The sequence below is a fragment of the Lysobacter sp. CA196 genome, assembly GCF_052078695.1.
GTDB lineage: Bacteria > Pseudomonadota > Gammaproteobacteria > Xanthomonadales > Xanthomonadaceae > Lysobacter.
In genome coordinates, this window is record NZ_JBQJIN010000029.1 from 37,714 (window position 1) to 64,423 (window position 26,710).

General features: G+C 69.0%; 25 protein-coding genes. 10 read left to right on the forward strand and 15 right to left on the reverse strand.

Translation table 11 applies throughout. The features are described from left to right. Positions 1–78: 78 nt before the first annotated feature. Entirely contained in the window at positions 79–996 is a 918-nt protein-coding gene (locus ACTOWK_RS19650; RefSeq protein WP_441331781.1) for a hypothetical protein, read from the forward strand. Between the two features lie 141 nt (positions 997–1,137). Here the strand turns inward: ACTOWK_RS19650 and ACTOWK_RS19655 are convergent, their stop codons facing one another. The 4 genes from ACTOWK_RS19655 to ACTOWK_RS19670 all read right to left on the reverse strand — a co-directional run bounded on the left by ACTOWK_RS19655 (position 1,138) and on the right by ACTOWK_RS19670 (position 5,013). Beyond that, positions 1,138–1,620, reverse strand: coding sequence for a GNAT family N-acetyltransferase (locus tag ACTOWK_RS19655; RefSeq protein ID WP_441331782.1), 483 nt, complete (start codon positions 1,618–1,620; stop codon positions 1,138–1,140). Positions 1,621–1,720: 100 nt separating this feature from the next. Continuing rightward, on the reverse strand, positions 1,721–2,296 hold the full coding sequence (locus ACTOWK_RS19660) for a superoxide dismutase family protein (RefSeq protein WP_441331783.1): 576 nt from the start codon (positions 2,294–2,296) through the stop codon (positions 1,721–1,723). Positions 2,297–2,554: 258 nt separating this feature from the next. Then, complete coding sequence (ntrC, locus tag ACTOWK_RS19665) at positions 2,555–3,961, reverse strand: nitrogen regulation protein NR(I) (protein WP_441331784.1); 1,407 nt, start codon at positions 3,959–3,961, stop codon at positions 2,555–2,557. Next, a complete protein-coding gene (locus ACTOWK_RS19670; RefSeq protein WP_441331785.1) occupies positions 3,958–5,013 on the reverse strand; it encodes a two-component system sensor histidine kinase NtrB in 1,056 nt (351 codons plus the stop codon). The genes ntrC and ACTOWK_RS19670 overlap by 4 nt, the downstream gene beginning before the upstream one ends. Before the next feature lie 329 nt (positions 5,014–5,342). Between ACTOWK_RS19670 and ACTOWK_RS19675 the strand changes: the two genes are divergently transcribed. Further along, positions 5,343–6,164, forward strand: a complete 822-nt coding sequence (locus ACTOWK_RS19675) for a hypothetical protein (RefSeq protein WP_441331786.1) — start codon at positions 5,343–5,345, stop codon at positions 6,162–6,164. A gap of 69 nt (positions 6,165–6,233) precedes the next feature. Continuing rightward, positions 6,234–6,647, forward strand: coding sequence for a hypothetical protein (locus ACTOWK_RS19680; protein WP_441331787.1), 414 nt, complete (start codon positions 6,234–6,236; stop codon positions 6,645–6,647). Positions 6,648–6,738: 91 nt separating this feature from the next. Here the strand turns inward: ACTOWK_RS19680 and ACTOWK_RS19685 are convergent, their stop codons facing one another. From ACTOWK_RS19685 to arsH, 6 genes are all read right to left on the reverse strand, one after another. Continuing rightward, positions 6,739–8,523 carry a hypothetical protein gene (locus tag ACTOWK_RS19685; RefSeq protein WP_441331788.1) on the reverse strand — a complete coding sequence of 595 codons (1,785 nt, stop codon included), beginning with the start codon at positions 8,521–8,523 and terminating at the stop codon, positions 6,739–6,741. A 309-nt stretch (positions 8,524–8,832) separates the two neighbouring features. Continuing rightward, complete coding sequence (locus ACTOWK_RS19690) at positions 8,833–11,346, reverse strand: protein kinase domain-containing protein (RefSeq protein WP_441331789.1); 2,514 nt, start codon at positions 11,344–11,346, stop codon at positions 8,833–8,835. Between the two features lie 46 nt (positions 11,347–11,392). Continuing rightward, on the reverse strand, positions 11,393–12,061 hold the full coding sequence (locus tag ACTOWK_RS19695) for an ECF-type sigma factor (RefSeq protein ID WP_441331790.1): 669 nt from the start codon (positions 12,059–12,061) through the stop codon (positions 11,393–11,395). A 205-nt stretch (positions 12,062–12,266) separates the two neighbouring features. Continuing rightward, positions 12,267–12,722 carry an arsenic resistance N-acetyltransferase ArsN2 gene (arsN2, locus tag ACTOWK_RS19700; RefSeq protein WP_441331791.1) on the reverse strand — a complete coding sequence of 152 codons (456 nt, stop codon included), beginning with the start codon at positions 12,720–12,722 and terminating at the stop codon, positions 12,267–12,269. Between the two features lie 58 nt (positions 12,723–12,780). After that, positions 12,781–13,200, reverse strand: coding sequence for an arsenate reductase (glutaredoxin) (arsC, locus tag ACTOWK_RS19705; RefSeq protein WP_441331792.1), 420 nt, complete (start codon positions 13,198–13,200; stop codon positions 12,781–12,783). Positions 13,201–13,203: 3 nt separating this feature from the next. After that, positions 13,204–14,052 (reverse strand): arsenical resistance protein ArsH, encoded by an 849-nt coding sequence (gene arsH, locus ACTOWK_RS19710; protein WP_441331793.1) that lies wholly within the window; start codon positions 14,050–14,052, stop codon positions 13,204–13,206. Positions 14,053–14,098: 46 nt separating this feature from the next. On the opposite strand from arsH, the gene ACTOWK_RS19715 reads away from it, so the two are divergent. Then, entirely contained in the window at positions 14,099–14,458 is a 360-nt protein-coding gene (locus ACTOWK_RS19715; RefSeq protein WP_441331794.1) for an ArsR/SmtB family transcription factor, read from the forward strand. A gap of 44 nt (positions 14,459–14,502) precedes the next feature. Next, positions 14,503–15,528 carry an ACR3 family arsenite efflux transporter gene (gene arsB, locus ACTOWK_RS19720; RefSeq protein ID WP_441331810.1) on the forward strand — a complete coding sequence of 342 codons (1,026 nt, stop codon included), beginning with the start codon at positions 14,503–14,505 and terminating at the stop codon, positions 15,526–15,528. 69 nt (positions 15,529–15,597) lie between these two features. Here the strand turns inward: arsB and ACTOWK_RS19725 are convergent, their stop codons facing one another. Further along, positions 15,598–15,936, reverse strand: coding sequence for a hypothetical protein (locus ACTOWK_RS19725; protein WP_441331795.1), 339 nt, complete (start codon positions 15,934–15,936; stop codon positions 15,598–15,600). Between the two features lie 280 nt (positions 15,937–16,216). Between ACTOWK_RS19725 and ACTOWK_RS19730 the strand changes: the two genes are divergently transcribed. After that, positions 16,217–16,987, forward strand: coding sequence for a trans-aconitate 2-methyltransferase (locus tag ACTOWK_RS19730; protein WP_441331796.1), 771 nt, complete (start codon positions 16,217–16,219; stop codon positions 16,985–16,987). Between the two features lie 80 nt (positions 16,988–17,067). Here ACTOWK_RS19730 and ACTOWK_RS19735 read toward each other — a convergent pair whose 3' ends face one another. The 3 genes from ACTOWK_RS19735 to ACTOWK_RS19745 all read right to left on the reverse strand — a co-directional run bounded on the left by ACTOWK_RS19735 (position 17,068) and on the right by ACTOWK_RS19745 (position 21,905). Next, positions 17,068–19,857 carry a TonB-dependent receptor plug domain-containing protein gene (locus tag ACTOWK_RS19735; protein WP_441331811.1) on the reverse strand — a complete coding sequence of 930 codons (2,790 nt, stop codon included), beginning with the start codon at positions 19,855–19,857 and terminating at the stop codon, positions 17,068–17,070. A gap of 391 nt (positions 19,858–20,248) precedes the next feature. Next, the gene (locus ACTOWK_RS19740; RefSeq protein ID WP_441331797.1) at positions 20,249–21,343 is read right to left on the reverse strand and encodes a FecR family protein; all 1,095 of its coding nucleotides are present in this window, start codon (positions 21,341–21,343) and stop codon (positions 20,249–20,251) included. Further along, positions 21,321–21,905 (reverse strand): RNA polymerase sigma factor, encoded by a 585-nt coding sequence (locus ACTOWK_RS19745; protein WP_441331798.1) that lies wholly within the window; start codon positions 21,903–21,905, stop codon positions 21,321–21,323. Before ACTOWK_RS19745 ends, ACTOWK_RS19740 begins: the two co-directional genes overlap by 23 nt. Before the next feature lie 151 nt (positions 21,906–22,056). Here ACTOWK_RS19745 and ACTOWK_RS19750 point away from each other — a divergent pair, with 151 nt between their 5' ends. The 4 genes from ACTOWK_RS19750 (at position 22,057) to ACTOWK_RS19765 (ending at position 26,087) form a co-directional block, all read left to right on the forward strand. Next, entirely contained in the window at positions 22,057–23,124 is a 1,068-nt protein-coding gene (locus ACTOWK_RS19750) for a cyanophycinase (RefSeq protein WP_441331799.1), read from the forward strand. Positions 23,125–23,162: 38 nt separating this feature from the next. Beyond that, the gene (locus ACTOWK_RS19755; protein WP_441331800.1) at positions 23,163–24,221 is read left to right on the forward strand and encodes an isoaspartyl peptidase/L-asparaginase family protein; all 1,059 of its coding nucleotides are present in this window, start codon (positions 23,163–23,165) and stop codon (positions 24,219–24,221) included. A gap of 107 nt (positions 24,222–24,328) precedes the next feature. Then, positions 24,329–25,204, forward strand: a complete 876-nt coding sequence (locus ACTOWK_RS19760) for a helix-turn-helix domain-containing protein (RefSeq protein WP_441331801.1) — start codon at positions 24,329–24,331, stop codon at positions 25,202–25,204. A gap of 61 nt (positions 25,205–25,265) precedes the next feature. Further along, positions 25,266–26,087, forward strand: a complete 822-nt coding sequence (locus ACTOWK_RS19765) for a methyltransferase domain-containing protein (protein ID WP_441331802.1) — start codon at positions 25,266–25,268, stop codon at positions 26,085–26,087. A gap of 6 nt (positions 26,088–26,093) precedes the next feature. Here ACTOWK_RS19765 and ACTOWK_RS19770 read toward each other — a convergent pair whose 3' ends face one another. Next, positions 26,094–26,681 (reverse strand): NAD(P)H-dependent oxidoreductase, encoded by a 588-nt coding sequence (locus ACTOWK_RS19770; RefSeq protein WP_441331803.1) that lies wholly within the window; start codon positions 26,679–26,681, stop codon positions 26,094–26,096. Positions 26,682–26,710: the final 29 nt, after the last annotated feature.

Consider the following 26,710-nt stretch of genomic DNA (forward strand, 5'->3'; position numbering starts at 1 on the left):
GCAGCGGAGCGGGCATAATGGCGCCCAGTGTAGCGCTGCACACGCGCTCTACCAAACGCCAGCGTATCCTCGGTGATCATGACCTCAGCCAGCACTCCCGCCAGCGCTCCGTCCGCGCCCCTGCACGTCCTCGGCGCGCTCGCGCTGGAGCTCAAGGGCGACGCCACGGTCGACCGCAACGCCCTGCCCCTCCAGGACGCGGGGGCGCTGTCGGAGAAGATCGCACGCGACCTGGCGAGCTTCGCCGCCGAAGCCGGTGGCCTGGACCTGATCACCGTCGGCGCGCACTACGACCCGGTCGAACTGCTGCGCCCCGGCTGGCCCTTGCACCGCGAACTCGATCAGCTGGCCGCCAATGCGCCACGCGACCGCGCCGCCGCCTCGGCCGCCCGCGTGATCGCCTTCGGCGCTCACGACGAACGCCTGCCCGGCGCCCTGGCGCCCTCGCCCGACTTCGCCGGCGGCCCGCTGCGGCTGGTGCCGTTCGTGCTCAGCGGCGAGGCCGACGTCGTCGCCCGCGTCGGCGAGATCCTCGAATCCAGCCTGCTCGAACGCGGCATGGCCGGCGCCGGCACCGCGTTGGCCGCGCAGGCCGCGTTCGGCCTGCAGGTCGAGCACGCCCGCTACCTGACCGTGCACGACCTCGCCGCGATGATGGCGATGCAGTACGAACACGCCGGGCTCGGCCCGCTATGGCCGCTGCTCGAAACCGCCCTGCTGCAGCCCGACGGCGAGGAGTGGCTGGACGCCCGCCCCGAACCGCTGATCCACTACAGCGAAGGCGAGGCCCGTATCGCCCTGTTCTCGCCGGCTGCGTGGCATGCGCGCTACGCGCCCGAAGCGCCGTGCAACACCGACGAATGTCGCGACAAGCTCAACCGCCGCTACCAGCATTTCGAAGCCCGGCTGAAGCAGATCTCGGCAGTGCTGGGCGCCCACGCGGTGCCGGTGACGTTCGTGCACTGCGACGGCGAGAGCGAAGCCAACCAGCTTTGACCCATAGACAGCCGCTTTCGCTCCCTCCGATACCGACGCCGCTTTCGCTTCTGCCCCCTTCGAAAAAGGGGGCAAACGGCCGCGCAGCGGTCGTGGGGGATTTGCTCTTGCCGCACGAACGCCGGCAAACAACCCACCGCATCAAGTGTGCTGCTCGTAGATGTCGTAGCCCGCGTCGACCATGCCCATCGCCGTGTAGGTCTGCTGCGCATTGGCATTGGCGCGCTCGACGTACAGACGCAAGCCGACCACGCCCGGGGTCGCCTGTGCGAGCGCGGCGACGTGGCGGTGCAAGGCGTTGTAGACGCCTTGGCGGCGATGCTCCTGCGCCACGTATACGCTCTGGATCCACCACCAGTCGCCGTTGCGCCAATCGCTCCATTCGTGGGTCAACATCAAGGTGCCGGCCGGTACGGCGATAGTTTCGTGGCCGCCGACGTCGGCTTCGCGCATGGCGACGAAATAACGCGCCTTGGCCACATCGGCCAGGCCGGCGGCGACGCCGGCCCGCACGGTGTCCGGGTCGAGGCGCTTGTGTTCGGTCTCCCACGCCATCGCGATCATCCACTGGGCGATCAAGTCGCGGTCGGTCGGAACGGCTTCGCGGATACGCAGGCGGGTCATGGCGGGCTTCACGGGTTCGGAGCGGACAGGATAAAGCGACGGCGCCCGCATGGGACGCCATCGCATGCGCCGCATCACGTCGCCCGGCTCGGCGCCCGGCTCAGCGCAGAATCTTGATCACCCCGCAGGCGAGGCGCGCGCCGGCATTACCGGCCGGCTGGCTGCGGTAGTCGTCGGCCGAGGCATGCACGATCACCGCGCGACCGCCGACATCGTTCATCGCATTGCCGCCCAGGGTCACGCCGCTGGCATGCACGTCGACCCTGGCCACGCCTTCGGCGTCGGCGACGATGTTGTTCATGTCGCCGGCATGGTGCGGACCGTGATCGACCTGGCCGTGCGGTTGGCCGACCGGATTGAAGTGGCCGCCGGCGCTGCTGGCATCGGCCGCGCTGCAATCGCCCTTCTCATGGACGTGGATCGCGTGCGAACTGTTCGGCGCAAGGCCGCCGATCTCGCCGGTGAAATGCACGCCGTCGCCCATCGGCCGCAAGGCCAGCTTGCCGCTGACCAGGCTGCCGGAGGCCGAGGCGAGGACGACCTGGCCCGCTTGGGCGGTGGACATGGGCTTGGGACCGATGGGTTTGGCCGGCGCGGTCGGCCGCGTCGTCTGGCCGCCGCACGCGGCGAGTGCGAGCACGGCCGTGGCGATGGAAATGCGAAGGATCGGGTTCATGCGGGACTCCTGTCGTCGGCGCCGAGCAGGCGCACGTAGAAGGTGATTCGACGCTAGCCCGGCGCAGGTTCAGCGCAAGTGAAACGCGCCGCCGCACCGCCGGCATCGCAACGGGCATGAGCGATTATGGGCACGAATGCCGAGCCCGCGCGGCCCGCGACCGCATTCCGCCAACCACGGCATGTTCGTGCGAACGCAACCGCGACGCATCGCGCTGCTGCAAGTCCGACACCGTCCGGGGCAGAAACGAAAACCCGGTCACTGACCGCCGCGACGCCCCGGCCCCAGCTTGCGCGTCAAGGTATTGCGCCCCAGGCCGAGCCGTGTCGCCGCTTCGGTGCGTCGCCCGCCAGTGTGTTCGAGCGCCGCTTCCAACAACGCGCGATCGAAGCGTTCGCGCGCATCGGCGTGCAGGTTCGCGCGCCCCTCGGCGAGCTGCGCACGCGCCCAACTCGACAACTGCGCTTCCCACTCGGTGGCGCTGGCCGCGGTCTGGGTCGATACGCCCAGCACGTCGTCCATGTCCTGGCGGGTGATGGTCTCGCCCGGCGCCAGGGCCGCCAAACGCCAGCACACGTTCTCGAGCTCGCGCACGTTGCCGGGCCAATCGTGCGCCATCAAGCGTTCGAGCGCCGGCTTCGACAGGCGCTTGGCCGGTGCGGCGAAACGCACCGCCGCCGAAGCCAGGAAGCGTTCGGCCAGCTGCGGCACGTCGGCGCGACGCTCGCGCAGCGGCGGCAAGCGCAGCCGCACCACGTCGAGGCGATGCAGCAGGTCGGCGCGGAACCGGCCCTGCGCGACCAAAGTCTCCAGGTCTTGATGGGTGGCGGCGATCACCCGCACGTCGACGCGGATCAATTCGCGGCCGCCGACCCGGAAGAACTCGCCTTCGGCCAGCACCCGCAACAAACGCGTCTGCAAGGGCAGCGGCATGTCGCCGATTTCGTCGAGAAACAGGCTGCCGCCGTGTGCCTGTTCGAAACGCCCGACATGGCGCCGCTGCGCGCCGGTGAAGGCGCCGGCCTCGTGGCCGAACAATTCGCTTTCGAGCAACTCGGCCGGAATCGCTGCGGTATTCAGCGCGACGAACGGCCGCGACGCGCGCGGCGACTCGCGATGCAACGCGCGCGCGACCAGTTCCTTGCCGGTGCCGGTCTCGCCGGTGATCAGCACCGACAACGGCGCCTGGGCCAAGCGGCCGATCGCGCGGAACAAGGTCAGCATCGCCGGCGTGTCGCCGATCAGGCTGTCGGCGGCGGCGCCGTCGGCGACCGCGCTCGCCTGCTCCTGCGGCTCGCTCGCCGCCAAGGTGCGCGCGGCCAGGGCCACCGCATCGTCCAGGTCGAAGGGCTTGGACAGGAATTCCTGGGCGCCGCCGCGGAACGCGCCCGCAGTGCTGGCGACATCGGTGTAGGCGCTCATGACCACGACCGGCAGCGACGGTGCACGCGCCTTGAGCTTCTCCAGCAAGACCAGGCCACCGTCGCCGGGCATGCGCACGTCGGTGAACAACAGATCGGGCACGCCGCGTTGCTCCAATGCATCGAGCGCATCGCCGGCGTTCTCGAACCCGTCCACGTCGTAGCCGGCCTGGCGCAGCGCCGTCGACAGGACGAAGCGGACCGAACGGTCGTCGTCGACGACCCAGATGCGTGCAGCGCTCATGTCGCGTCCTCTTCGGCTTCGATCTGCATCGGCAACAGCAGGGTGAATACGGTGTGGCCGGGGCGCGAACGGTAGGCCAGCGACCCGCGGTGCTCACGCGAGACCTGCTGGGCCAGGGCCAGGCCGAGGCCGCTGCCTTCGGCGCGGCCCGACACCAGCGGCAGGAACAACTGCTCGGCCAGTTCGTCGGGCACACCGTGGCCGTCGTCGACGATCTCCAAGCGCAGCGCGATCGGATGCACGGTGTCGGCGATGCGCACGCCGCGTTCGATGCGCGTGCGCAGGTTGACGTGGGTCGCCTTGGCCTCGATCGCGTTGCGCACCAGGTTCCACACCGCCTGCATCAGGCGGTCAGCATCGCCGGCGAACTCGGGCAGGCTGGGGTCGTAGTCGCGCACCAGCCGCACCGCCCAGCCGGCATCGGCCTCGGCCAGGCGCAGCACGCGCTCGAGCACGGCGTGAATGTTGAGCAAGGCATGCGGCCGCGGCGGCGCCGGGTTCAACAGGCGGTCGACCAGTTCGGTCAGGCGTTCGACCTCGCTGTCGATCAGTTCGATCAGCTCGCGCGACTCGGCGTCTTCGGCCCGGCGCGCGAGCAACTGCGAAGCGCCCTTGAGCCCGGCCAGGGGATTGCGCAACTCGTGCGCCAGCCCCTTCAACGAAGCCGACAGCGCCGACGGCAGCAACAGCGCCGGGTCGTCGCCGGGAAATTCGTCGACCGGGTGCGCCTCCAGCAACCAACCGCCATCGTCGCGGCGGCTCAGCCACAGGTCAGCGAAACGGTCCTCGCCGTCGGCATAGCGCAGGCGCATCCGCCGCATCCGCAGCGGCGCTTCGTCGCCGCCCTGACGGGTCAGGGCCAGGGCCAGGCGCCCGTCGCCGGCATCGAGTCCGGCCAGGGTCCAGCCCAGCAGGCGCCGCGCGCCGATCCCGAACCAGCGCGAGAACGCGATGTTGCAGCCCATGATCGCCCCGGCCGCGTCGCTCCAGGCCATCGGCGTGGTCAGGCTGTCGAGGCTGAGGTCCGGCGTGGGCAGGGGATCGGAGGGCATTGCACCATACTAGTGCAAAGCGCCGGCGGCGTTGGCAAGAGCCGCCACGGGCCTGGAAACGCCGGCCCATTCCGGTGCATTCGCGTTCGGAGCATGGCCCCCGAATGGCCGCTTGCCCTGACCGGCCCCGTTAACACGCACGAAGCCGTGCCACCCGCCTCTTGGAAGCGTTGGGGAACGTTGATCCAGGCGAGGACGGCCGGGCCCGCGTGAGACCACCCGTCTTGCGCGGCGACCAAGTTCAGATCCGGCCCCGCCGGCCACCGCGCTCGTGCGCAACGCGCCGAGCGCTTCGCCTCGCCCTGCCATCACCCAGAAAGGACACGACCATGAGCTATCCGGATTGCCAGTACTCGCACGTCACCTGGGTCAGGAAGGACAGCGCGGCCTTCCAGGCGCTCAGCGAGGGCTTGAAGAATCCGCACACGGCGCCCGGCGCGGTGACGACCTTCCTCGCCAACATGACCGCGGCGCATGAGGCGTTCAAGAGGGGGCTGCGTCCGCACGCGGACATGATGGCCCTGCTGCGGGCCTACCAGGACGCGACCGGCATCATCTCGACCCGCGAGTACACCCTGCCCGACATCCCCAGCAACCCCAACGACCCGGGCAACAATTTCGCCAACGACCTGATCGAAGGCATCGCCGGCGCGGCGATGACCGAGATCGGCATCGGCATCAGCCTGTACAACCTGGTGCTGGACCTGATCGAAATTTTCAACATCAAGCTGCATCTCCAGGGCGTGCTGTTCAACACCGCATCCACCGACCTGGAAAACATCGACTTCCGTTTCGGCCCGAACGGTCTGCCCAACATCTTGCCGCTGTCGGCCACGATACCGGCGGCCAAGTCGATCATGAACCCGGTCGACAAGAAGAACTACGATTGCGTCGGTTTCACCTTGTTCGGCGGCGTCGGCGGCCAATCGCTGGAGGGCTTCTACATCGCGGTGACCACGCAGCGCAAGAAAAACGAATCGCCGCCGCCCATCTACTGCCAGTACTACGCCCAGGACAGGGGCATCGCACCCGGTTTCGACGACCGCAATCACGCGCCGCTGCGCGAGGTCTGCTACGAAGGAAACGTCACCGGGGTGATGGTGGAGCAGGGCTCCAATCCGAATGGAGTCGTCGCGATCGTTTATGGGTGAAGGCGGGCCGTCGCCGCTTTCGCCGCGAAACCGGCAGAATCCGCTCTGCCCCGCTCCCGAGACCGAGTCATGGCCGACCACCCCGACGTCTCCACCGCGATCGTGACCCGGCTCTCATCGATTTGCCTCGGCTTGCCCGAGGCGCACGAGGAGCGCGCCTGGGTCGGCACGCGCTGGATGATCGGCAAGAAGAACTTCGCCCATGTGCTGACGATCGCCGCGGGTTGGCCGCCGGTCTACGCACAAGCCGCGGGCACGCAAGGGCCCGCGACGGTGCTGACTTTTCGCCTGCCGTTGCCGCGCGCGGATGCGCCGTGCTTCAAACGTGCGCCGTTCTTCCGGCCGGTGTGGTTTCCGAACATCGTCGGCACGATCCTCGACGGCGCCACCGATTGGGACGAAGTCGCCGACCTGTTGACCGAGAGCTACTGCGTGCTGGCGCCGAAGAAGCTGGCGACACTGGTCGACCGATCGACGGGTTGAAGCTTGCGCAAGCGATTGCGACGGCCATAACAAGGAACGGGCGAGGCTTGCGCCCCGCCCGTCGCTTCGATGTCGCGCCCAGCTACCGCGCTTAAGGCGCCACCACGTCCCAGTCCATCACGTACCACCACCAGTTGTTCTGCACGTTGAGGTGGCGGCCGACGAAGTTCGGCACCTTGCCGAGCCAGTACAAATGCCAGCCTCGGTCGGCCGCGCGGTAGCCGTCCGGGAAGGTGCAACGCGGTCCGCCCCACTTGGTGCAGTTGTTGAGCGTGGTCGCACCGGGCGTCAGGCTCGGATAGTTCTCCCAGTCGTCGCAGGTGTTGTACTCGTAATGGCCGTTGGTGAAGTCGTAACCCCAGCGGTTGGCCGGATCGTACTGCGGGGTGTTGAGGCTGCCGTGGATGTTGCCGCAAGCCGCGGTGGTGGCATCGAAGCCGCGCGCGGTGAAGCGTTCGAGCAGGTTGGCATCGGGCGGGAACATCGCCGGCGGCGGCGCCGGCGGACTGTTCGCCCAACGGCCGAAGCGGTGTTTCATCGTGCCTTCGACGCGATGCCCCATGTCCTCCAACATCCGCTCCGGCTCGCGCTCGTAGTTGAAGCCCATGATGTTGAGCTTGACCTCGCAGGTGGTGAGTTCGACGGGAATCGGATCGCCGTTGGTCGGGAACGCACCGGGCCCGGCCATATTGGCTTCGAAGTAGCCGAAGTACGGCCCGCCCCACAGCCACAGCTCGTCGATCTCGCCGGCGTTGGCTTTCTCGCACACGTCGTATTGCCGCAGCACGCTGACGTAGTCGAAATCGTTCTGCAGCGGGCAGGTGTCGGGCTCGTCGGCCAGACACTTCAGATAGGTCGCTTCGGTATAGATCGGGTTCTGCGTGCGCGGGGTAAATGCATCGACGAACACGTGCTCGGCGATCGAGTACTGCACCACCTGGCTGCTGGCCTGTTCGAGGAACTGGATGTACTGCTGCTCCAGCACCCGCGGGTCGTACCAGCCTTTCGCCTGACTCAGGCGCTGGTGGTTCATGCTGCGGATGGTGGGATTGAATTCGATCACCATGACCCGCTTATGGATCGGCTCGTCGACGCGCGGGTCGCTGGAGCGGCCGACGCCGTCGAACAGGGACGAGATGTCTTCCCAGGTGTTCCAGTTCGGCTCGGTGCGGCGATAGACCTGGTCGCCGCGGGTCACGAATTGGCGCAGCTTGCCGTCGTTGTAGAGCGCGACGTGAAAAGCGGTGATGGTCGCCTCGGAACTGCCCGCGCCCGAGAACACCGAGGTGATGTCTTCCCACGCCGGCCAGCCGCCGCTCGCGGTCTGGGTGCGGCGGAACACCTGCCCGCCGCGCACCACGAACTGACGTTGCAGGCCGTCGGCGTACACCGCCACCGAGAACGAGCTGATCGGCGCGCTGCCCGTACCCGGGAACGCCGCGTCGATGTTCTCCCAGGCGCCCCACTGGTCGACGCCGGTCTGGATGCGCCGGTAGACATGGCCGCCGCGGGTCAGGAACTGCCGATGCAGGCCGTCGCGGTACAGCTCGACGTCGAACGCGGTGATCTCGCCGATGCCCTGCCGGACGGTGTTGAAGGCCGCGGTGATGTTCTCCCAGATGTTCCAGTTGGGTTCGGTGCGCTTGTAGACGCGGCCGTTCTTGACCAGGTACTGGCGCTGCAGGCCGTCCGAATAAACGGTGGGACTGAACGAAGCGAGCGTGTTGGTGCGGCCTTGTACGACCGAGGCCTGCCCGGCTGCGGCCGCGGCCGTAGCGGGTAAAGCGGTCGCGACAAGGGCGAGCGACAGCGCGCCGAGCGCGGTCGACAGCAGCGGCAGGCGCCGCCCCGGCTTGCGATGAAAGATGAGCTGCATGAGAAAACTCCTGGTGGAAGGCAGCGGTGTTCGATGCGAATGCGTTGCCGTTGCGTCGTCGCAGTCCGTTACGACCCGATACCTGAGCGAGGGATGCCACGTCGGTGGCATAAGGGGTACGAGACGAGGCCGCGAAACCTGACATGGCCGGCGCGGTCGTTCGGACCGGGAGGCGTCGGCCGGCATCGAGGCCGGCGTCGAACCGGCGGCGAGCCAGGTTGGAGCTAAGCCGGCCGGCCAGCGGCGGCGACGGCCGGATTCGATGGGTGTGCGAATGGCGGCCTGGCGCCAGGCGAATCGGCGATCCGATCAGCCGCCGCAGCGCCGATGCCACTCCTCGCCGAGGCGGGTGCGCCACGGGCGCATGGCGCCAGCGGCGGTTCGCGCCACGGCGAAGTTCGCGCGCGCCGGCGACGAGGAGTCGAGCCGGCACTGCGCATAGGCCAGCGCGAGGGCATGGAAGCGGAGACTGGCGCGTTCGTTCGCGGAAAACTTCTGCGTCGCAGCCGTGTCGTGGCGGACGATCGCCTGCAAGGCCCGCACCGCCTCGTGCAAGGCGTTGACCGCCTCAACGTCGCCGCTGCGCATCCGGTCGGCGCCGGCGATCAGGGCGAGCGCGCGCAGGCCGGCGCCGGCGTGGCGCCTGGGGCTGGTCGGCGGCAACGTCGCCTCGTCGATACGGGACAACTCGACGAACAACGGCTGCGCCGCCTGCGGCCGCCGTTCGATCACCTCGAGCAAGGCCTGCACGAACACGGCATGGGCCAGGAACGAATCGGTCGCGCCGAAATGCGCGCGCGACTCGCGCAGCACCTCGTTCATCAGGCTGCGCGCCTCCGCCAGCCGCGCCTGGTCGATCAGCGCCACCGCGAGCACACGGCGCAGGATCAGCCCGTCGGCGCGGTCGCGGATGCCACAGGGGCCGATCATCGCGAAGGCGCGGCGCAAACGCCGCTCCGCCTCGACCGGCCGGTGCTCGTCGATGTCCAGCATCGCCAGGTTGGCCAGCGCACCGTAATGCGCGCGGCAAGCCGGCGGACGCTGCAGCGCAGGCGCGGTCAGGCGCAACACTTCGGCATAGGCGCTGCGCGCCGCACCGGTGTCTTCGCGGCTGCTCGCCAGATTGGCGCGCGCCAGTTCGAGATTGGTCCGCAGGTCGGGATCGCGTGGCACGATCCGCGCCGCCTGCGCGATGGCGATCCGCAACTCGCGCTCGGCTTCGTCGTCGCGCTGCAGGTGATGCAGGTAGCCGACGCGCCGCCAGCGGGTTTTGATCAGGGTTTCGCGATCCGCGTCCGGATGCGCTTGCCACAGCGCGATGGCCGCGGCCGCGGCGCGTTCGGCGTCCGGCTCGCGGCCGAGGTAACTCGACGCGCGCGCATTCGCCGCCAGCAGCGATGCGCGCACCAACGGGTCGCGTTTGCGATCGGCCATCAGCTCTTCGAGACTGGCCGCCATCAGCGCCCGCGCCGAGACCTCGCCGCTGGTGGTCTCGCGCGGCCGGGCCTGCTTGAACAGATCGACGAAATACTCGGCGGTCGCCGCGGCTTGTTCGCGCTGCGCCTCGGCCCTGGTTTGCGCGGCCGCAGCCTGATCGCGGGCGACGCGGGTGCGCTCGAGCTCGTCGCCGAGCCTGGCGAAATGGTAGATGGCCATGCCGCTCGCGAGCAGCAGCATCGCCGTCGCGGCGGTCAGGGTGGGCCAATGCCGACGCAATGTCCGACGCCAGCGATAGACCCGGTCGTCGCCGCGCGCCTGCACCGGCCGCTGCTCCAACCAACGCTGCAAGTCGTCGGCCAGGGCCGCCGCGCTGCGATAACGCTCCTGCGGCGCCAGCGCGGTGGCCTGGGCGACGATGCAGTCGAGGTCGCCGCGCAGGCGGTTAAGCAAACGCTCCGGCGTGGCCGCCCGCTCCCGCGCGACCGCCTGCGCGCCCGCCGCGTCGCGCTCGCGCAACGCATCGAAGGCCTGCGCGAGCCGGGTCGGCACCGAACCGAGCGCTGGCAAGTCGTCGCTTAGCAGCACCCGCAGCAGCATGCCCAGCTGATAGACGTCGGTCGCGGTGGTGACCGGGCGCCCGTCGCGCTGTTCCGGCGCGGCCCAGGCCGGCGTCATCGCCAGGGTCTGGGCTTGTTCGGGGTCGGCCTCGTCGAGCCACTTGGCGATGCCGAAATCGAGCAGCTTGGCCTGGCCGGCGTCGTCGACCAGGACGTTGGCCGGCTTGAGGTCGCGATGCACGATCAGGGCGCGGTGGGCGAAGTCGACCGCTGCGCAAACCTGCCGCACGAGCGCGACGCGTTGCTCGATCGTCGCTGATCGAACCGCGCACCAGCGGGTGATCGGTTCCCCGCGCACCAGCTCCATCGCGAACCAGGGCTGGCCCGCCTCTGTCACCCCGCCGTCGTACAACTGGGCGATGCCGGCGTGCTGCAGCCGCGCGAGCACCTGGCGCTCGCGCAGGAAGCGCTCGGTCAAGGGTGCGAAGTTGTTCCAGATGCGCTTCAGCGCGACCTCGCGCTCGAACGCGCCATCGCAACGCTCGGCACGGAACACCTCGCCCATGCCGCCGCGGCCGATCCGTTCGAGCAGCCGATAAGGACCGAGCGTCATCGCGCTCGCAGCGTCTTGCGGCGATGCGCTTGCCGGATCGGAGTCGACTTCCGATTCGTTCACCTGCGCCAGCAAGGCCTGCACCCGCGCAAGCAAGGGCATGTCGCCGATGCAGGCACGCGCCAGCACCTCGTCGCGCTGGTCCGGCGACAAGTCGAGCGCCTGGCGAAACAGCTGCAAGGCACGCCGTTCGAAGGCGTCGTCGAGCGTCATGATCCGGCCAAGCTCACGGCCGCCGACACGGAACCAGGCATCGCCGTCATTCGGACAAACGCTCGCGCAGCCAGGCGCGGGCCGCGGCCCAGTCGCGATAGACCGTGCGCTCCTCGACCTCGAGCAAACGCGCGACCTCGGCCACGCTGAGCCCGGTGAAATAACGTAGCTCGACGACCTTGGCCATGCGCTCGTCGAGCTTGGCCAACTCATCCAAGGCCACGTCGAGTTCCGGCAGCAAAGTGCGCTCCGGGATCGGCAGATCGAGCGCATAAGCAAAATCGTCGCGCCGCCAGGCGCCGCCGTGCTTGTCGCACGCCGCGCGTCGGGCCCGATCGACCAACAACTGCCGCATGATCCGCGCCGCGGTATTGAACAGGTGCGCGCGGCTGCCCAGACACTGCGGCCGATCGCTGCCGAGCAGACGCAAAAACACATCGTTGACCAACGCCGTCGGCTGCAAAGTGTCGTGACCGCGGTGGCCGTACAGCTCGCGCCGCGCGATCGCACGCAGATCGGCGTAGACCAAGGGCAGCAAGGCATCGAGCGCCTGCGCATCGCCCGCACCCCAACGCTGCAGCAACGCGGTTATATCGGCCTGTTGCGACCCGAACGCCGTTCCCTCATCGGTCGGCGGCGGCAACCCGGAGGCTTCGACCGCAGGCTCGCTCGTAACCGTCGCCCGCGGCGACTCCAACCACTCCAAAACCGCCATAGCCGAGATCCATCTCTGTCCTGCCTCCTACGACTAACGCAGTCCGCGGCCGGATGAGGACGCAGGGCGGAGCGATCGCGAGAGGTGGCTGGCAGCGGCGACGCGGGCGCTCAAGCTTGACTACAAGGTGGCCTAGACCGCTTCGGGTCCCGCCTGATCTACCGAGGCGCGAAACTCGCTGCTCGGATAATTCTCAGCCGAATCGTCAACCAAACCGCGCCGGCTCCAGCAGCAAACTCATGCACACCGCCGAGGCCGGGCACAGCGAGCGGAACTCGGCGCTGCGCTGGATGCCGGCCGGGGCGGCGGCGCGGTCGATGACGGCGTAGCCGCGGCGGGCGAAGAAGGCTTCGGCGGTCTGGGTCAGCAACACCAGTTGGCGCAGGCCGCGCGCACGCGCGTCGGTTTCCAGCGACGCGGCCAGGGCGTGGCCGATGCCGCGATGGCGCGCCTGCGGTGCGACCGCCAGCGAGCGCAGCAGGCCGGCCTCATCAAAGACCTCGATGCCGACCACGCCGAGCATCGCCCCGTTGTCCTCGACGGCGATGCGGAATTCGATCGCGGCGCCGGACAGGTCCTCGACCGGCAGGCCGCTGTCGATCAGCAAGGCGCGCACGGCGGCGGTTTCGTCGGGGGCGATGCGGCGTATGGCCAACGTCATCATGGGCACCAAGCAGGTAGGGGATCGCGCGTATCTTCGCCGATCGCTCGGCCCGGCTTCACGACACCCGACGCCCATCGGCATCGATCATCACTTCGCCGTCTTCCTTGCTGAAAGGCCGGGTGATCGGCGGCAGCAGGTCGAGCACGAGTTCGGACGGGCGGCACAGGCGCACGCCCAGCGGGCTGACCACGAAGGGACGGTTGATCAGGATCGGATCGCGCAGCATCGCTTCGATCAGGGCGCCGTCCGACAGCGCCGGATCGTCGAGGCCGCGCTCGACGTAGGGCGCTACGTTCTGGCGCATGGCTTCGCGCACGCTGAGGCCGGCGGCGGCGATCAGTTCGACCAGGGCCGCGCGAGAGAGCGGGTTCTGCAGGTATTCGATGACGGTCGGCTCGATGCCGGCGTGGCGGATCAGGGCCAGGGTATTGCGCGAGGTGCCGCAGGCGGGGTTGTGATAAATCGTGACGTCCATAGCTCAGCTCTGGTTGGAGGCGCAGGCGCTGCCGCAGCATGCCGACGGCGTGCGCGCAGCGCTGCTGGGGCGGGTTGCGGTGTTCGTATCGGCCTCGTTCGCGCCATCGTTCGCGGCGCTCTCCGCAGCGGCGCCCACGGGCAGCGCCACCGCGCCGGAAGCCACCGCCAACGCCTGCGCGGCGAGGTCGCCCTTGCGTTCGCTGTAGCGGCTGCCGAGGTAGTCGCTGCGGTCGCGCAGCAGCAAGGTGAACTTGAACAGTTCTTCCATCACGTCGACGATGCGATCGTAATACGGCGAGGGTTTCATGCGCCCGTGCTGGTCGAACTCCTGCCAGGCCTTCGGCACCGAGGACTGATTCGGGATGGTGATCATGCGCATCCAGCGGCCGAGCACGCGCAGCGCATTGACCACGTTGAACGACTGCGAGCCGCCGCAGACCTGCATGACCGCGAGGGTGCGGCCCTGGGTCGGGCGCACGCTGCCCTCCTCCAGCGGCAGCCAGTCGATCTGGTTCTTGAACACCGCGGTCGGGCTGCCGTGGCGCTCCGGGCTGACCCAGACCTGGCCTTCGGACCACAGCGACCACTCGCGCAGTTGCCGCACCTTGGGGTGGTCGGCGCCGGCGCTGTCGAGAATCGGCAGATCGTGCGGGTCGAACACCCGGGTTTCGGCGCCGAAGTGACGCAGGATGCGCTCGGCTTCCAGCGCGGCCTTGCGGCTGAACGATTGCGGGCGCAGCGAGCCGTACAGGATCAGGATCCGCGGCGGATGAGTCGCGCCGGTGGGCGCGAGTTTGTCGAGGTCGGGCAGATCGAGCGCGGCGCTGACGAGATGGGGCAGCTGGGTCATGGCGGGTCGGCTTGAGGTCTATTGTCGTTTCTACTATTCTGGAATTATGGAAATCAATCAAGCTACCACCGCCCTGGCCGCCCTGGGCCAGTCCACCCGCCTGGCGATCTTCCGCCTGCTGGTCGAGGCCGGCCCGGCCGGCCGTATGGCCGGCGAGATCGCCGAGACCCTGGCGCTGCCGGGCGCGACCCTGTCCTTCCACCTCAAGGAGCTCAGCGCCGCCGGCCTGGTCCAGGGCGAGTCGCAGGGCCGCTACATCTGCTACCGCGCCGACTTCGGCGCCATGAACGGCCTGATCGAGTTCCTGACCCGCAACTGCTGCGGCGGCCAGCCTGAGCAGTGCGCGCCCGCCAACTGCGATCCGCAGGCCGGCAGTTGCGCAAGCCCGAAGCAAGCGCAGGCATGAGCGCGGCCGCGCAAGCCGCCGCGCCGGCACCGTTGTCCAAGCGCATGGGCGCGTTCGAGCGCCACCTGAGCGGGTGGGTGCTGGCCTGCATCGTCGCCGGCACCGCGCTCGGCTATGCCATGCCGGACCTGTTCGCGGCTCTCGGCGAGGCCGAGGTCGCCAAGGTCAACCTGCCGGTGGCGGCGTTGATCTGGCTGATGATCGTGCCGATGCTGTTGAAGATCGACTTCGCCGCGATGGCGCAGGTGCGGCGGCATTGGCGCGGCATCGGCGTGACCTTGTTGGTGAACTGGGCGGTCAAACCGTTCTCGATGGCGTTGCTGGCGTGGATCTTCATCCGCCATGCCTTCGCCGATCGGCTGCCCGTGGAGCAACTCGATTCCTACGTCGCCGGCCTGATCCTGCTCGCGGCCGCGCCGTGCACGGCGATGGTGTTCGTGTGGAGCCACCTGTGCGACGGCGACCCGGAATTCACCCTGAGCCAGGTCGCGCTCAACGATCTGATCATGGTGGTCGCGTTCGCGCCGATCGTCGGCCTGTTGTTGGGGCTGTCGTCGATCGTGGTGCCGTGGTCGACCTTGCTGCTCTCGGTCGGGCTGTACATCGTCGCACCGGTGGCGATCGCGATGCTGCTGCGCAAGTTGCTGTTGCGCCGTGGCGGCGATGCGGCTTTGCAGAAGCTGCTGCATCGCCTCGGGCCGCTGTCGCTGGCCGCCCTGCTGTTGATGCTGGTGCTGCTGTTCGGTTTCCAGGGCCGGCAGATCGTGGCCCAGCCGGCGATCATCGCGATGCTGGCCGTGCCGATCCTGATCCAGGTGTATTTCACCTCGGGCCTGTCCTATCTGCTCAATCGCAAGCTCGGCGTGGCGCACAGCGTCGCCGGCCCGTCGGCGCTGATCGGCGCGAGCAATTTCTTCGAACTGGCGGTGGCCGCCGCGGTCGGCCTGTTCGGCGTGCACTCCGGCGCCGCCCTGGCGACCGTGGTCGGCGTGCTGGTGGAAGTGCCGGTGATGTTGTCGGTGGTGCGGATCGTCAATGCCAGCAAGGGCTGGTACGACGCTCGCGCTTGAACCCAGGCCCGCTTACATGGGGACGATCTGCGCGCCCGGGCCGACCGCCACGGGCGCGCATCGCCGGGTTCAGGCGGCGCGACGCCGCGCGAGCTCGGTTTCGAACGCGGCGCGGGCCGCGCCGGAAATCATCCGCGCACGCGTCCACGCCGCTTCCGCCGCCGAGGCGGCCTGCGACCAGGACAGCGTCGATCCGGAACAGATCTGCTGATAACGCGCTTCCAGCTCGGGCACCACGTCGTCGAAGACGAGGCGCGGATTCTCGATCTGTGCGGTGATGCCGAGATAGATCGCCGGTGCGTAGTCCTCGAACCGGGTGCCATCGCGATAGAACGCCGCATGACGATAGTTCAACGCCCAGTAACTCAAGGGCAGTGTCGTAGCGTCTACGGAAGGTTTCGTACTCATGGTGCAAGGCTCCGGTCAGGACGAAGCCCCCTGTGCGCGGCACGATAATCGATGCGGCGACGAAGTTTATGACCGTTCGTTCATAGGCTTGCCGAAGGCCTTAGTCGCTCACGCTCCGGTTGTGATCGTCTACACGATTCAACATCGCGTTAACGTCGGTGATGGAATGCTGAGCGTGAACTACGACGCCGAGTTCCGCAGCGCGCCTGCCCGACCGCAGGCCGCGCGTGCACGAAGACGGACCACCCAAGACAGCGACCATCGGTTCGCGGAGCTCGCCATGTGGGACCCCGAGAAATACCTCGACTTCGCCGATCTGCGCGGTCGGCCGTTCTTCGACCTGATCGAACGCGTGCGCGCCGAGCATCCGCGGCGCGTGGTCGACCTGGGCTGCGGCCCGGGCAACCTGACCCGCGCGCTCGCCGCACGTTGGCCCAAGGCCACGCTCGAAGCCAGCGACAACTCGCCGGAGATGGTGGAGGCGGCGCAAGCGGCCGGGGTCGCCGCCGAGTTGCGCGACATACGCGATTGGCTGCCGCAACCCGACACCGACGTGGTGGTCTCCAATGCCGTCCTGCAGTGGGTGCCCGAGCATCGCGAGTTGCTGCGGCGTTGGGCCCGCGAACTGCCGGGCGGCGCGTGGATGGCGATCCAGGTGCCGGGCAACTTCGATGCGCCCTCCCACGTATTGGTCCGCGAGCTGGCGGCCAGCGCGTCGTGGGCGCCGCTGCTGGGCTCGGTCGAATTGCGCGAAGGCAGCTCGGTCGAGGCGCCGCGCGCCTATGCCGAACTGCTGGCGAGCCAGGACTGCGAGGTCGATGCCTGGGAAACCACCTATGTGCAGCGTCTGTCCGGCCCGGACGCGGTGCTGGAATGGATCAGCGGCACCGCCTTGCGGCCGATCCAGGCCGTGCTCGACGGCGCCGATTGGCAGCGCTTCCGCGCCGAGCTGGCGCCGCGGCTCGACCGCGCCTATCCGCCGCGCAGCGACGGCACCACCTGGTTCGAGTTCCGCCGCATCTTCGTCGTCGCGCGCACCGCGCAACACTGACCTCGCGGCATGCGCCTGCCCGCGTCCGGCCGATGGAAAATCGCCCCGCGGCCATCCTTGCCGCGGGACGCGGGGTTGGCCTATAAAGCTCGGCCGCCAAATTTGTGGGTGTACTGCAGAAAGACCTGGCGGCCGACGGCATCGAACCAGGACACGTCGTAATACGGATAGCTGCTGTAGGTCGCATCCTTCGGCGGCAGCTTGTCGAACAGGTTGGTCACCGCCAGCGACAACTGGGCGTGGTCGCTGAAGCGATAACGCAACGAGGCGTTGTAGCGATAGGTCGCACCGATCCAGGCGCGGGCGTCGCCGTCGGGCTCGTAGATCTCGTTGTAGGAATCCCCGCTCGGCAATCGGCCCAGGCGCTCGCCGTGCACGGTCGCCGACCAGCGCTCTTTTTCCCAGCTCACGCTGGCGCTGGCCTTGGTGCGCGGGATGTCGAAACCGCTGTTGACCGCGAACTGGTCTTCGACGCGGTCGCCGGCGTACTGCTGGCTTTCATGCTCGCGTACCCAGGTGTAGCTGGCGCCGAGGCGAAAGGTGCCCAGGCCGGTGTCGAGGCGGTAGTGGGTGCTGAAATCGACGCCGCTGGTGCGTTCGCGGGCGATGTTGATCGGGTTGACGTAAACGCCGTACAGCTTGCCTTCGCCGGTGCGCCGGACCCGCGCCAGGGCATCGGCGCAGGTCGGCGAGCCGGCATCGACCGCGCTGCGATCGGCGCGCGTGCCGAGTCGGCAGCCGGCTTCATCGCGCAACACGTCGTCGATGCGCAGGTCCTGGACCTGGTCGCTCAAGTCGATATCGAAGTAATCGGCGGAGAAGTCCAGGTTCGGCCGCGGCGACCAGACCACGCCGGCGGTCCACGAGGTGCTGGTTTCCGGTTCCAGCTTGCGGTTGCCGCTGCGGGTGACGACCAGACCTTCGTCGCCGTAGGAGCAATCGTTGAGATCGCTGTCGGGCTCTTCGCTGCGGCAACGGTAATAGTCGATCCCACTCGATTCCTGATTGCCTTCGCCGGCGAACACGTAATGCAGGTCCGGCGCGCGGAACGCGGTGCCGTAGGAGCCGCGCAGCAGCAGGAAGTCGATCGGCCGCCATTCCAGGCCGGCGCTGTAGGTGAACTTGTCGATGTCGTGGCCGCCGTAGCGGTATTGGTCGTAGCGGCCGGCGACGCTGAGGTTCAAGCGCTCGTGCAAGGGCACGCGCAATTCGCCCGCCGCGGCCCAGCGGTCGCGGCTGCCGCGGCCGTCGGAATCGCGCCAGCTGTAGTAGTGGTAGCCGGTGGCGAGCGGGTCGGGGCGCAGGTCGTAGCTTTGGTTGCCGAGTTCGAGCGTGCCGGCGAAGCCGACCGCGCCGGCCGGCAGGGCGAACAGCTCGGTATTGGTCAGGGTCAGCGACAGCGCGTCGGTGCGCGACTTCGGCCGATAGGTCGAACGCGCGGCGATGGCGTCGTACTCCTGCCGGCTCAACGGCCGGTACAGGCGCTCGGGGTCGGCGTCGAAGATCGCGAAGCCGTCGTCGTCGACGCCGAGCTGCGGGCCGAGAAACAGATCGTTGGCCCGGGACGCGACGATCTGCGGCCAACTGATCGTCGACTGATACTGCGAATGGCTCAGCGCGGCTTCCCAGTCCCAGGCCTCGCCGAAGCGGCCCTTGAACCCGGTGGCGAGGCTGAAAGTGCGCTGCCTGTTGCGGATCATTCCGCGATCCAGCCCACCCATTTCCTCCGGCGAAAACTGCCGCTGCCAGTACTCGACCTGATCGGTGGCGCGGTTGTGGAAATAGCCGGCCTCGTTGCCGTCCGGGGCCTGGTAGCTCCATTCGGTGACGTCGCGGTACATCGACAACTCGTGGTAGCCCAGCTGCAGGTCGGCGAACCATTCGCTGGCGTCGCCGAAGGCGTAGCTCAACGAGGCGTAGGCATTGAGGCCTTCGCGCTTGTTGATCATGGTGCCGTAACCGATCGACTCGTCGCTGCCGCAGTAGTGGCCGTCCTCGCCGTCCGGCCCCCAGCCGGGACGCGAAGCGCGGTAGGTGGTGCCGCCGTTGAGCGAGGCCAGCGGGTCGCAGGCGGCGCCGGGGTCGAGGTACTCGTCGTACCAATTGGTGCGCAGGAACGCGCGGCGCGCGGCGCGCGTGCTTGCGGTCGGCGCGTCGCGGGTCGAGTCCTGGATCGAGCGCTCGTAGGCCCACAGCGGGTTCTGCACCTGCAGCTCGAAGCCATAGACCGCGTTGAAGCGGTCGTTGCCGTAACCGCTGGAGACGCTGAGGTTGAACGACTCGCCGCCGCCGCGGGTGCTGTCGCCGAGGCGGAAGTCGACGGTGGTGCCGTCGGCGCGCTTCTTCAGGATGAAGTTGACCACGCCGGAGATCGCGTCCGAGCCGTAGATCGCCGAGGCGCTGCCGGTCAGGATCTCGATCCGGTCGACCATGCCCAAGGGAATATTCGAGATGTCGGTGAAGTTGCTGCGGCCCTTGAACGGCATCGGGAAGTCGGCGATGCGGCGGCCGTTGACCAGCACCAGGGTGTGGTTCGGGCCGAGCCCGCGCAGATCGACCTGCTGCGCGCCCGGCGAGAAGTCGGCGGCGCTCGCCGACTGCTGGCTCTGAGTCTCGCCGCCGTTCTGGGTCATCGCCCGCAGCACGTCGGGCACGGTGGTGAAGCCGTTGGCCTGGATCTCCTGCGCGGTCATCACCGTGATCGGCGCCGGGCCTTCGATCTGGCTGCGCGGGATGCGCGAGCCGGTCACCTGCACCCCTTCCAGTTCGGTCGCCGGCGATGCCGCGACGATGTCGGCGCCGCCCCCCATCGGCGCCAGCGAGGTCTTCTTGCGCGGCTTCGGCGGCGGCGGCTCCTTGACGATGACCATCGCCCCCGACGCATCGCGGCGCGCCACATGACCGCTGCCGAGCAGCAGGCGGTCGAGCGCCGCCTCGGCCGACATCGCCCCCTGCACGCCGCGAGTACGCAGCCCCTTCAAGCGGTCGGCGCGGTACACGAACTGCACCCCCGACTGCCTCGCCAACACATCCAGCGCCGACACCAGCTCCCCCGCCGGGATATCGATCGCCTCGCGCTTCGCCGCGACTTGCGCCTGGGCCGACAACGCGGCCGAACAGGCCAGACTCAACCACCACACACGCGCACTTCGCGACATCGGGTTCCCCTCCCCATCGGCGCCTTGCAGCGCCCATCGGGATATCAGGACGAACGAAGCCGGCAAATCCCGCACGCGCGGCAGCATGCCGGCGCGGAGCCGGCTAGCGGCTGTGCAGGACGATGCGGTCCGGGTGGTGCTCGACGCGGACCGGCGTGACCTGTTCGAGCAGGCGCACGAACACCTCGGTGTTGGACCAGCGGAAGTTGCCGCCGACCCGCAGCTCGCCCGCGGCGGCATCGCCGATCACGATCTTGCGCGCGTTGTAGCGGTTGAACTCGGCCGCGGCCGCGCTCAACGGCGTATCGCGGAACACCAGATAGCCGCGGCGCCAATCGACCTGGCGCTCGGCGTCCTCGACCGAACCGATCCGCACCAGCACGCCGCTGCGGCTGGCAAACGCGGTGCTGCCCGCCGGCAATACGCTGGTCGGCTGGCGGCGGCCGCCGACCGGTTCGGATTCGAGCCGCACCGTGCCCTCGGTCACGATCACGCGCAGGTCGCCGCCCTCGCGGCGCACCGAGAAGCGGGTGCCGACCGCGATCACCCGGCGGCCGCCGGCCACCACCGCGAACGGCCGCCGCGCATCCTTGGCGACATCGAAGAAGGCCTCGCCCTGCTGCAGGTCGACATGGCGTTCGCTGCGCGACAAGGCCACCTCGATGCGGCTGTCGCTGCTCAAGGTGGCCTGCGAGCCGTCGGCCAGGGCGACGTCGCTGAGCTCGCCCATCGCGGTGCGGTACGAGACCTGCTCGACCACCGCATGCCGCTGCCAGCCCCACAACGAAGCGATGCCGAGCAGCGCGACCATGGCGACGCCGGCATAGCGCCAGCCGCGGTCGCCGCGCGTTGCCGCGCGACGCGGCGCGAACACCAGCGTGCCGGCGTCTCGACCGGTCGCAGACGGCGTCGACGGCGGCTCCGCCGTCGCCTCGGCGCGCGAAGCCAGCAGGTCGAAGTTCGAATGCCGCCACTGCCCGCGCGCCGGCACGCCGTCCGAAGCGGTACCGGCACCGAGCGCCTTCAGCCGGTCGCTCTGCGCCCAAGCCGCATCCAGGCGCAGGAACGCGACCCGGTGCGCGGTCGAGGCCGCGAGCCAGGCATCGAGTTCGGCCTGATCCTGGGCCGACCAATCGCCGCCCTCGCGCCTGGCCACCCACTGCGCCGCGCTGCGCTCAATCTGTCTGCTGCTTGCCATGTTCCGTTTCCTTGTCGGCCTGCGGCTTGCGCGGCAGCTCCGCACGCGCGGGTTCGCCGCCGTAGAAATACTCGGCGATCAGGCGCACCCCTTTGGCCATCTGTTTCTCCACGGTCTTCTCGCTGATGCCCAGGCGCTCGGCCACTTCCTTTTGCGACAACTCGTCGACCCGGCGCAGCCACACCACTTCGCGGCAGCGATCGGGCAGGCGGTCGAAGGCTTCGGCGAGACGTTTGAGGATCTGCCGCGCGCCGAGCCGGCGCTCCGGACAGACCTCGTCTATCAAGACGTTCAAAGCCTCGAAATCACCCACCGGCTCGATCGAGACCACCTTGCCGCGGCGCAGGCGGTCGGTCATCAGATGGCGCGCGGTCGCGAACAGGAACGACTTGGGCTGGCTCGGCAAGGCCTTGCCGGCGGCCTCGTAGACGCGCACGTAGACCTCCTGGCGCAGGTCGTGCAGCTCGTCGCGATGCGGCCAATAGCGCCGCAGCAAATGCCCCAGCGCCTCTTCGTGCACGAGGATCTCGCGGGCGAACCAGGCGTCGAGGGCGGCGTTCATGCCGCGACCTTAGCCGATTCCGCCGTCCATTCCGCGGCGGCCGCGGTGGCCGATCGGCGGATTGCGCGCGCGGGCGCGAATTTGCAAACGGGCATGGGGGAAAGCCGGCGCTGGTTCGTCTTGGCATCTCATACCCAGCCGGAGTCGAACGATGCGCCTGTGCTCCCGCTGGTCCGTGTTGGGTCGAACGCTGAGCCGAGGCGCGCTCGCCGCGGTCCTGGCCGTTGGCTGCTGCTGCGCGTTCGCCGCGAGCGCAGACGACTCGCGCCGCGACGGTTATCGCTATTACCAGATCGGCGATCTCGCCGTGCCGCGGCCGGCACCGACCCGCGCCGGGGCGATGCTGGTCGGCGGCGGCGATTGGCCATATCCGGCATTCCGCTGGATGATCGAACGCGCCGGCCGCGGCCGCATCGTGATCCTGCGCGCCTCCGGCAGTACCGAGGCGCAGGACGAGTTCTTCCGGGACATCGGCGGCATCACCGCGGCGCAGACCCTGGTGTTCGAGGATCGTCGTGCCGCCAGCGACCCGCAGGTGCTGGAGATCGTGCGCCAGGCCGACGGCATCTTCCTCGCCGGCGGCGATCAGTCCAACTACGTGCGCTATTGGAAGGGCACGCCGCTCAACCGCGCGCTCGATGCGCACGTGCGCGCCGGCAAGCCGATCGGCGGCACCAGCGCCGGCCTGGCGATTCTCGGCGCGTATGCCTACGGCGCGCTGGACGGCGGCAGCCTGACGTCGGCCGACGCCTTGCAGGACCCGACCGGACCGCAGTTGACCATGGTCGCGGATTTCCTCCACCTGCCCTATCTCGAGCGGGTCCTTACCGACAGCCATTTCGGCAAGCGCGAGCGGCTCGGCCGCCTGATCGCGATGCTGGCGCGGCTGGCGCAGGAGCAAGGCCGCGACGACCTGGTCGGCATCGGCGTCGACGAATACACCGCGCTATGCATCGACGGCGACGGCACCGGCCGCGTCTTCAGCGGCAACGGCGGTCATGCCTGGCTGGTCGGTCCGCCGCCGGCCGAAGTCCTTGCCGCGCGCCAGCCCTTGAGCCTGCGCGCAGTGTCGGTGCGCGGTGTCGGCGCCGACAGCCTGCTGCACCTGGCGGATTTCCGCGTCGAGCGCCCGGCCTTCTCCGCGCTTTATGATGTCGAGGCGGGGCGCCTGATCCGACGCGATGCGAACGCAGCGCCGACGGCTTCGCCCCTGCCCTGATCACTCTCGCCCCTCGCCGTGGCCGTCCGGAGCCGAACATGAACATTGCCCTGCGTCATCATTGTTTCGCCTGGCTGTTGCTCGGCTCGGCGACGCTCGCCCACGCCGCCGACGCGCCGCCTGCAAACAAGACCAAGGCGACGAAACCGGTGCTGGTGATCCACGGCGGCGCCGGCGTCGAACGCGCCGGCCTGACCCCGGCCGACGAAACCGCCGCGCGCGCGGCGCTCGAAGCCGCCTTGCGCGCCGGCCATGCGCAGCTGAAGGCCGGCAAGCCGGCGCTGGACGCGGTCACTGCGGCGATCACCGTGCTCGAAGACGCGCCGATGTTCAATGCCGGGCGCGGCGCGGTGTTCAACCACGACGGCCAGAACGAACTCGACTCGGCGGTGATGGACGGCGCCAGCCTGCGCGCCGGCGCGATCGCCGGCGTGCACCGGGTCAAGAACCCGATCCTGCTGGCGCGCACAGTCATGGAGAAGTCCAAGCACGTGATGATGGTCGGCGACGGCGCCGAAGCCTTCGCCCGCGAACAGGGCGTGACCCTGGTCGATCCGTCCTATTTCCGCACCGAGAAGCGCTGGCAGCAGTTGCAGAAGGCGCTCAAGGAAGAAGCTTCGGGCAAGGCCCACACCGACCTGGAAACCGCCAAGCACTTCGGCACGGTCGGCGCGGTCGCGCTCGACGCCGACGGCCGGCTCGCCGCGGGCACCTCGACCGGCGGCATGACCAACAAGCGCTACGGCCGCGTCGGCGATTCGCCGATCATCGGCGCCGGCACCTATGCGAATGCGCGCTGCGCGGTGTCCGGTACCGGTTGGGGCGAGTACTACATCCGCGCGGTCGCCGCCTACGACATCTGCGCGCGCGTGCAGTACGCCGGGCAGAGCATCGGCGAAGCCGCCAAGGCGGTGATCAACGAGGCGATCCCGAAGGCCGGCGGCGACGGCGGTGCGATCGCGCTTGGCGCAGACGGCCGCTTCGCCCTGCCCTTCAACACCGAAGGCATGTACCGCGGCTGGATCGGCGCCGACGGCGTGCCGCACGTGGCGATCTACCAGGACGAAGCGCTGCCCGATCCTGCCGAGGCACCGTGACCGACGATGCGGCGGCGCCCGATACGCCGCCGCATCGGCAACCCAGCCGCTTGATCGGTCGCCGCGCGCGCACTCAGCGAACCTCCGGGATGCGATGATCGCGGCGTATGTCCGCGAGTACCGATCATCGCTGCCGCGTCACCGCATCGCCCTGGGCCGGCGTGTACGGCACCCAGATCGACAGCGCGCGCGCGTTCGGCCGCCATTGGCACGCGACCTACGGCCTCGGCCTGCTGGAACGCGGTGCGCAGAGCTCGGCGAGCGGACGCGGCCAGGTCGACGCCTGCGCCGGCGACCTGATCACCACCAACCCCGGCGAAGTGCACGACGGCCGTCCGCTCGGCGGCTCGCGGCGCTGGCGCATGCTCTACCTCGATCCGCAGTTGCTGCATTCGATGCGCGCGCCCTGCGGCTCGTCGTCGTCGTCGGCAGGCTCGCTGGAACTGGTCCGCCCGGTCATCCGCGACGCGCGATTGCAAGCTTCGCTGTTGCGCTTGTTCGCCGGTCTCGACCGCTGGAACGACGGCGACACGCACGACGACGACGCCCTGGCCTGCGAAGAGGCTCTGGTACGGGTCTGCGCGCAATTGCTCGCAGGCCACAGCACCGAGGCGCCGGCCCTGGCGGTATCGGCCGACCTCGCCCAGGTGCGCGAACGGCTCGCCGACGACCCGCTGCATGCACCGAGCCTGGATGAGCTGGCGGCACCTTTCGGGCTGACCAAGTACCAACTGCTGCGCCGCTTCCAGCGTGCCTACGGCCTGCCGCCGCATGCCTGGCTGATCCAGCAACGGGTCGAGCGCGCCCGCGACCTGATCCGGCGCGGCTGGAGCCTGACCGATGCCGCCGCCGACAGCGGCTTCGCCGACCAGAGCCATATGACGCGAGCATTCGCGCGCCAGTTCGGGTTCACTCCGGGCGCCTGGCGGATGGCGGCATCGGCCCGCCGGCCGCGCGACGACGGCACCGCGCCGCCGCAATAAGCTTCAAGACGCACCGGCGAGGCCGCACGAGACTGCAGCCTCCCTTCTCGGTGCCGCCGCCATGAATTCCAACTCCAGCTACGTCCACGGTTATCACCCACGCGAACACGAACGCCTGCAGGATCAGGCCGGCACCCTGGCCGACCTGCTGCACGCCGACACCGTCTATGCCCCCGGCAGTCGCGTGCTCGAAGTCGGCTGCGGCGTCGGTGCACAGACCCTGACCTTGGCCCGGCGCAGCCCGAAGGCGCGCTTCACCTCGATCGACCGTTCCGCCGAATCCATCGACGAAGCGCGCCGGCGCGCCGCCGCGGCCGGCCTCGACAACGTCGAGTTCCTGCAGGCCGATCTGTTCGAGCTGCCGTTCGAGGACGGCAGCTTCGACCACGTCTTCGTCTGCTTCGTGCTCGAACACCTGCCGCGTCCGCTCGCGGCGTTGGCCCTGCTCGACCGCGTGCTCAAGCCCGGCGGCACGATCACCGTGATCGAAGGCGACCACGGCACGATCTGCTTCCATCCCGACAGCCCGGCCGCGCGCGCGACCATCGACTGCCAGGTCGAACTGCAACGCCGCGCCGGCGGCAACGCCCTGATCGGGCGCAGCCTGTACCCGTTGCTGGTCGCGGTCGGCTTCGACCGGGTCGCGGTGTCGCCGCGCATGGTCTATGCCGATGCCGGCCGCCCCGCGCTCGTCGACGGCTTCACCGACAAGACTTTCTGCGCGATGGTCGAAGGCGTGCGCGATGCGGCGATCGCAGCCGGGCTCAGCACGCCGGCCGAGTTCGACGCCGGCCTCGCCGACCTGCGCCGCACCACCCGCGCCGACGGCACTTTCTGCTACAGCTTCTTCAAGGGCGTGGCGGAGAAATGGCGGCGCAGTTGAGCAGCGTCACGCCACTTCGGCGACGATGGCTTCGACCTCGGCCAGCCATTGCGAGCGCTGCTCGGCGCTGCTGCCCGACACCGGCCCGACCATGCGCCGGATCACACTGTCCACCCCACACAGCCCGAACACGCAGTGCTTCCAGATCGCTTCGAGCGGATCGCCGAATATCGCCGTCTCGCGCTCCGGCGGGGTGTTCGAGGTATTGACGACGATCGCGTGGCGCGCCCGCAACAGACCGATCGGCACGCCTTCATAGGACACACCCGGCGGATAGCCATACGCGGTATCGAGCCGGAACACCCGATCGATCCAACCCTTGAGGATCGCCGGCGGTTGGCCCCACCAATTGGGATGGAAGATCAGGATCAGATCGGCTTGCGCGAGTTCGGCGCAATGCCGTTCGACCAAGGCATCGGCCGATGCGGTGTTGGCGCTTTCGCCGGTGGGCTGGACCGGATCGAAACCTTCCGCATTGAGGTCGTGGAACGCGATTTCGTAACCGCGCGCGGCGAGCGTGCGCTGCGCGACCTGGGCCATGGCATGGCTCAAGCTGTGCGGATTGGGGTTGGCGACGATGATCGAAGCGAGCATGCGGAAGACCGGAGCGTGAGGGCGGGGCG

Bases quoted from the DNA above. Each gene is read 5' to 3' on its own strand.
- ACTOWK_RS19770 (WP_441331803.1), bottom strand. From the start codon at position 26,681: ATGCTCGCTTCGATCATCGTCGCCAACCCCAATCCGCACAGCTTGAGC.
- ACTOWK_RS19650 (WP_441331781.1), top strand. From the start codon at position 79: ATGACCTCAGCCAGCACTCCCGCCAGCGCTCCGTCCGCGCCCCTGCAC.
- ACTOWK_RS19735 (WP_441331811.1), bottom strand. From the start codon at position 19,857: ATGGTCATCGTCAAGGAGCCGCCGCCGCCGAAGCCGCGCAAGAAGACC.
- ntrC (WP_441331784.1), bottom strand. From the start codon at position 3,961: ATGAGCGCTGCACGCATCTGGGTCGTCGACGACGACCGTTCGGTCCGC.
- ACTOWK_RS19655 (WP_441331782.1), bottom strand. From the start codon at position 1,620: ATGACCCGCCTGCGTATCCGCGAAGCCGTTCCGACCGACCGCGACTTG.
- ACTOWK_RS19685 (WP_441331788.1), bottom strand. From the start codon at position 8,523: ATGCAGCTCATCTTTCATCGCAAGCCGGGGCGGCGCCTGCCGCTGCTG.
- ACTOWK_RS19765 (WP_441331802.1), top strand. From the start codon at position 25,266: ATGAATTCCAACTCCAGCTACGTCCACGGTTATCACCCACGCGAACAC.
- ACTOWK_RS19675 (WP_441331786.1), top strand. From the start codon at position 5,343: ATGAGCTATCCGGATTGCCAGTACTCGCACGTCACCTGGGTCAGGAAG.
- ACTOWK_RS19760 (WP_441331801.1), top strand. From the start codon at position 24,329: ATGTCCGCGAGTACCGATCATCGCTGCCGCGTCACCGCATCGCCCTGG.
- arsC (WP_441331792.1), bottom strand. From the start codon at position 13,200: ATGGACGTCACGATTTATCACAACCCCGCCTGCGGCACCTCGCGCAAT.
- ACTOWK_RS19695 (WP_441331790.1), bottom strand. From the start codon at position 12,061: ATGGCGGTTTTGGAGTGGTTGGAGTCGCCGCGGGCGACGGTTACGAGC.
- ACTOWK_RS19690 (WP_441331789.1), bottom strand. From the start codon at position 11,346: ATGACGCTCGACGACGCCTTCGAACGGCGTGCCTTGCAGCTGTTTCGC.
- ACTOWK_RS19670 (WP_441331785.1), bottom strand. From the start codon at position 5,013: ATGCCCTCCGATCCCCTGCCCACGCCGGACCTCAGCCTCGACAGCCTG.
- arsN2 (WP_441331791.1), bottom strand. From the start codon at position 12,722: ATGACGTTGGCCATACGCCGCATCGCCCCCGACGAAACCGCCGCCGTG.
- ACTOWK_RS19755 (WP_441331800.1), top strand. From the start codon at position 23,163: ATGAACATTGCCCTGCGTCATCATTGTTTCGCCTGGCTGTTGCTCGGC.
- ACTOWK_RS19730 (WP_441331796.1), top strand. From the start codon at position 16,217: ATGTGGGACCCCGAGAAATACCTCGACTTCGCCGATCTGCGCGGTCGG.
- ACTOWK_RS19725 (WP_441331795.1), bottom strand. From the start codon at position 15,936: ATGAGTACGAAACCTTCCGTAGACGCTACGACACTGCCCTTGAGTTAC.
- ACTOWK_RS19740 (WP_441331797.1), bottom strand. From the start codon at position 21,343: ATGGCAAGCAGCAGACAGATTGAGCGCAGCGCGGCGCAGTGGGTGGCC.
- arsB (WP_441331810.1), top strand. From the start codon at position 14,503: ATGGGCGCGTTCGAGCGCCACCTGAGCGGGTGGGTGCTGGCCTGCATC.
- ACTOWK_RS19750 (WP_441331799.1), top strand. From the start codon at position 22,057: ATGCGCCTGTGCTCCCGCTGGTCCGTGTTGGGTCGAACGCTGAGCCGA.
- ACTOWK_RS19660 (WP_441331783.1), bottom strand. From the start codon at position 2,296: ATGAACCCGATCCTTCGCATTTCCATCGCCACGGCCGTGCTCGCACTC.
- ACTOWK_RS19715 (WP_441331794.1), top strand. From the start codon at position 14,099: ATGGAAATCAATCAAGCTACCACCGCCCTGGCCGCCCTGGGCCAGTCC.
- ACTOWK_RS19680 (WP_441331787.1), top strand. From the start codon at position 6,234: ATGGCCGACCACCCCGACGTCTCCACCGCGATCGTGACCCGGCTCTCA.
- arsH (WP_441331793.1), bottom strand. From the start codon at position 14,052: ATGACCCAGCTGCCCCATCTCGTCAGCGCCGCGCTCGATCTGCCCGAC.
- ACTOWK_RS19745 (WP_441331798.1), bottom strand. From the start codon at position 21,905: ATGAACGCCGCCCTCGACGCCTGGTTCGCCCGCGAGATCCTCGTGCAC.